The sequence below is a fragment of the Cellulomonas massiliensis JC225 genome (assembly GCF_000312005.1).
In the GTDB taxonomy this organism is placed as follows: domain Bacteria; phylum Actinomycetota; class Actinomycetes; order Actinomycetales; family Cellulomonadaceae; genus Cellulomonas; species Cellulomonas massiliensis.
This window is the reverse complement of record NZ_HE978588.1, coordinates 2,154,438-2,158,282: the sequence shown is the minus strand read 5'-3', so window position 1 is coordinate 2,158,282 and position 3,845 is coordinate 2,154,438. Positions and strand designations below refer to the sequence as shown.

The following is a 3,845-nucleotide window of genomic DNA, read 5'->3' as shown; positions in this document are numbered from 1 at the left end:
CAGCCACGAGCGGCTCCGCGGCACGCGGCCGTCGCGCCTCGTCGCCTACGCGGCGCCGGGCCACCCCGACGGACCCCGCTGGGACCCCGAGGAGCACGAGGTGCTCCGCTGGGTGCGGCTGGTCCGCGGCGCGGGCGGCGCCTGCAACCTGGACGACCTGCGCCTGCCGCCCCCGCGGGCCCCGCGCCGGCCGTGGCTCGCGCCGGGTCGCGGCGAGGTCCTGGTGCACCCCGGTGCCGCGTCCGGCAGCCGGCGGTGGCCGGCCGAGCGCTGGACGGCCGTGGTGCGCGCGCTCACGGCCGCCGGTCACTTCGTCGAGCTCACCGGCTCGCCGGCCGAGCGCGCGCTGTGCGGACGGGTGGTCGCGGGCCTGCGGTCGGAGGCGGAGCTGCTGCGCGTGCGCGACCGCTCGGGCGAGCTCGACCTGCCCGCCCTCGCCGCCACGGTGGCCTCGGCGCACCTCGTCGTGTGCGGCGACACCGGCGTCGCGCACCTGGCGACGGCGCTCGCGACCCCCTCCGTCGTGCTGTACGGGCCCGTGGACCCGCGTCGCTGGGGCCCGCTGCTCGACGTCGAGCGGCACACGGTGCTGTGGCACGGGGCGGCGCTCCCGCCCGGCGACCCGCACGGCGACGCGCTCGACCCCGCGCTCGCGCGGATCGAGGTCGACGAGGTGGTCCAGGCCGCCCTCGCGCAGCTCGCGCTCGGGCCGACGAGCCTCACGCCGGCACGCGAGCCTGCTCCCGGAACCAGTCGACGGTCCGCGCGAGCCCCTCGCGCCACGGCACCCGCGGCTCCCAGCCGAGCAGGGCCCGGGCCCGGGTGATGTCCGGGCGGCGCACCTCCGGGTCGTCGACCGGCCGGCCGACGAGCCGCAGCGACGAGCGGCTGCCGGTGGCGGCCAGCACGTCCTCCGCGATCCGGCGCACCGTCAGCTCCTCCGGGCTGCCGACGTTCACGGGCCCCGGGTGCTCGCTCGTCGCGAGCGCCAGGACGCCGGCCACCAGGTCGTCCACGTAGCAGACCGAGCGCGTCTGCGAGCCGTCGCCCGCCACGGTGAGCGGCTCGCCCGCGAGCGCCTGCCGGATGAACGTCGGGATGGCGCGCCCGTCGTGCGGGCGCATCCGCGGCCCGTAGGTGTTGAAGATCCGGACGATCGCGGTGTCCGTGCCGTGCGCCGTGCGGTAGGCCGTCGTCAGCGCCTCCGCGTACCGCTTCGCCTCGTCGTAGACGCCGCGCGGCCCGACGGGGTTCACGTGCCCCCAGTAGTCCTCCGGCTGCGGGTGCACCTGCGGGTCGCCGTACACCTCGGACGTCGAGGCGAGCACCAGGCGGGCGCCCTTCTCGCGCGCGAGCCCGAGGGCGTGCAGCGTGCCGACGGCGCCCACCTTGAGCGTCTCGATCGGCAGCTGCAGGTAGTCGACCGGCGAGGCCGGGGACGCGAAGTGCAGGACGAGGTCCACCGCGCCGGGCACGTGCACGAAGTCGACGAGGTCGCAGCGCCGCAGGTGGAACGTCGGCTCGTCCACGAGGTGCGCGACGTTCGCGGCGCCGCCGGTGAGGAAGCTGTCGAGGCACACGACGTCCCACCCGCCCCGGACGAGCGCGGTGCACAGGTGGCTGCCGAGGAAGCCGGCGCCGCCGGTGACGACGGCGCGTCCGGCCCCGGCGCGCGCGTGGGACGGGGCGAGCGGACGGACGGGCATGGCGGGTCCTCTCGGCGAGACCGCGGCCGTGCTCCCGACCCGCGCCGGAGCGCAGCACCAGCCTGGACCCGTCCGCCCGCGTCCGCACGCCGTCGCCCCCGCTTGCGCACGCGGTGCGGCCGCCTAGCGTGGGGACGGTCGCGACGTCGCGGCCGACGAAAGCAGGTCGTCACTCGAGGCCGGGTGACGCGGGTCGAGCCCGCTCCCCGGTGCAGCCCTGCGGGGCGCGCGCACACTCGTGGGAGAGCCCATGTTCCTGCACCGCCAGTCACTGCAGCACCAGGCCAAGCCGGACGCCCCGGACGCCGTGTACGCCCGCAAGCTCCAGGAGGTCCTCGGCGGCCAGTACGGCGAGATCACCGTCGCCATGCAGTACGCGTTCCAGTCGTGGAACATCCACGTGCCGGGCAAGTACCGCGACCTGCTCTACGGCATCGGCGCCGAGGAGTTCGGCCACGTCGAGATGCTCGCGACGATGATCGCGCAGCTGCTCGAGAAGGCCCCGCTCGGCATCACCGAGGAGGCGGTCCAGAACGACCCGACGGTCGCGGCCGTCATCGGCGGCACCGACCTGCAGCACGCGATCGTCGCCGGCGCGGGCGCGCGTCCCGTCGACAGCATGGGCAACCCCTGGCAGGGGTCCTACGTCACGGCGAGCGGCAACCTGCTGGCCGACTTCACCGCCAACGCGAACGCCGAGATGCAGGGCCGCCTCCAGGTGGCGCGGCTCTACCACATGACCGACGACGCGGGCGTGCGCGACCTGCTCGCCTTCCTGCTGGCGCGCGACACCATGCACCAGAACCAGTGGCTCGCCGCCGCGGCCGAGCTGCGCGAGGAGGGTCAGGAGGACCTGCCGGTGCCGTCCAACTTCCCGCTCAAGAAGGAGGACCGGGAGGTCTCCTACCAGTACATCAACTTCTCGGACGGCGAGGCCGCGTCGCAGGGCCGCTGGGCCTCGGGCGCGACGCCGGACGGCAAGGGCGAGTTCACGTACGTCGCCGAGCCGCCCCAGGGCGTGCCGATGCCGCCGCCCACGCGTCCCGACGCCCGGCTGTACGGCACGACCGACCTGCCCAACGCGATGGAGAAGGTCGCGGGCACGGTGCAGGACAAGCTGCACAAGGAGTGACGCGGCACGTCGAGGGGCCGCACGCACCCGCGTGCGACCCCTCGGCGCGTCAGGCGTCGTCCGGCTTGGTCATCGCCGCGTGCATCGCCGCGCCGGCACGGTCCGGCAGGACGGCGGCGGCGGCCCCCTGCATGCGCGCCTTGAACGAGCGGACCTCGATCTTGTCCCGCCCCTCCATGAGCGCCTCGAACGCCTCGCGCGCGACCTTGGTGGGGTCGTCCTTCGGACCGCGCCCCACGCGCGTGTCCGTCATGTCGGCCTTCTCGAAGAACGGCGTGTCCGTGGGCCCCGGCAGCACCGCCGTCACCGTGACGCCCGTCTCCCGCAGCTCGTGGCGGAGCGCCTCGGCGAACGACAGGCCGAACGCCTTCGAGGCGGCGTAGGTCGAGTAGTACGGCCCGGGCATCAGCGCGGCCGTGGACGAGGTGACGAGCACGCGTCCCTCGCCGCGCGCGACCATCCCGGGCACGAGCGCCTTGGCCAGCCGCACGACGGCGGTGACGTTGAGCGCGATCACCCGCAGGTCGTCCTCGAGCGGCACGTCGACGAACGCGCCGCCCTGGCCGGTGCCGGCGTTGAGGGCGAGGACGTCCAGCGGGCGTCCGCTGTCGGCGACCGCGGCGAGCAGGGCGTCGACGCCCGCCTCCTCGGTGAGGTCGGCGCGGACGGGCAGCACGCCGGTGCCGTGCTCGCCCAGGACGGTCGCCACCTCCTCGACGCCGTCGTCCTCCGCGGTGACGACGAGGTCAAAGCCGTGCTCGGCGAGGATGACGGCCAGCGCCAGACCGATGCCGCTGGACGCGCCGGTGACCAGGGCGAGCGGGCGGGGCGTGGCGGGGACGGGCAGGGCGTCAGGCAGGGCGTCGGACATGGCGTCTCCGATCGGTCGCGCGACGCGCCTGCCTCACGTCTCCCGCGACGGTAGGTCGGCGCCCGCGGCCGCGCACGCCGGAGGCGTCGCCGGCCCGCGTCGCGGAGCGATCCACCCGCCGGTGCGGTCCGCCCAC

At 75.8% G+C, this 3,845-nt stretch carries 4 protein-coding genes; 2 read left to right on the top strand and 2 right to left on the bottom strand.

What is annotated here, in order from left to right; translation table 11 throughout:
- On the top strand, window positions 1-826 hold an 826-nt coding region (locus tag HGCM_RS17950), incomplete at its 5' end, for a glycosyltransferase family 9 protein (protein WP_081596389.1).
- Here HGCM_RS17950 and HGCM_RS10275 read toward each other — a convergent pair.
- Window positions 720-1,706: a UDP-glucuronic acid decarboxylase family protein gene (locus tag HGCM_RS10275; RefSeq protein ID WP_019136754.1), complete on the bottom strand. Its 987-nt coding sequence runs from the start codon at window positions 1,704-1,706 to the stop codon at window positions 720-722. The genes HGCM_RS17950 and HGCM_RS10275 overlap by 107 nt on opposite strands.
- A gap of 250 nt (window positions 1,707-1,956) precedes the next feature.
- On the opposite strand from HGCM_RS10275, the gene HGCM_RS10270 reads away from it, so the two are divergent.
- Window positions 1,957-2,838, top strand: a complete 882-nt coding sequence (locus tag HGCM_RS10270) for a manganese catalase (RefSeq protein WP_019136753.1) — start codon at window positions 1,957-1,959, stop codon at window positions 2,836-2,838.
- 49 nt (window positions 2,839-2,887) lie between these two features.
- On the opposite strand, the gene HGCM_RS10265 is transcribed toward HGCM_RS10270, so the two are convergent.
- Window positions 2,888-3,709 (bottom strand): SDR family NAD(P)-dependent oxidoreductase, encoded by an 822-nt coding sequence (locus HGCM_RS10265; RefSeq protein ID WP_019136752.1) that lies wholly within the window; start codon window positions 3,707-3,709, stop codon window positions 2,888-2,890.
- Window positions 3,710-3,845 lie beyond the last annotated feature (136 nt).

Bases quoted from the DNA above. Each gene is read 5' to 3' on its own strand.
- HGCM_RS10275 (WP_019136754.1), bottom strand. From the start codon at position 1,706: ATGCCCGTCCGTCCGCTCGCCCCGTCCCACGCGCGCGCCGGGGCCGGA.
- HGCM_RS10265 (WP_019136752.1), bottom strand. From the start codon at position 3,709: ATGTCCGACGCCCTGCCTGACGCCCTGCCCGTCCCCGCCACGCCCCGC.
- HGCM_RS10270 (WP_019136753.1), top strand. From the start codon at position 1,957: ATGTTCCTGCACCGCCAGTCACTGCAGCACCAGGCCAAGCCGGACGCC.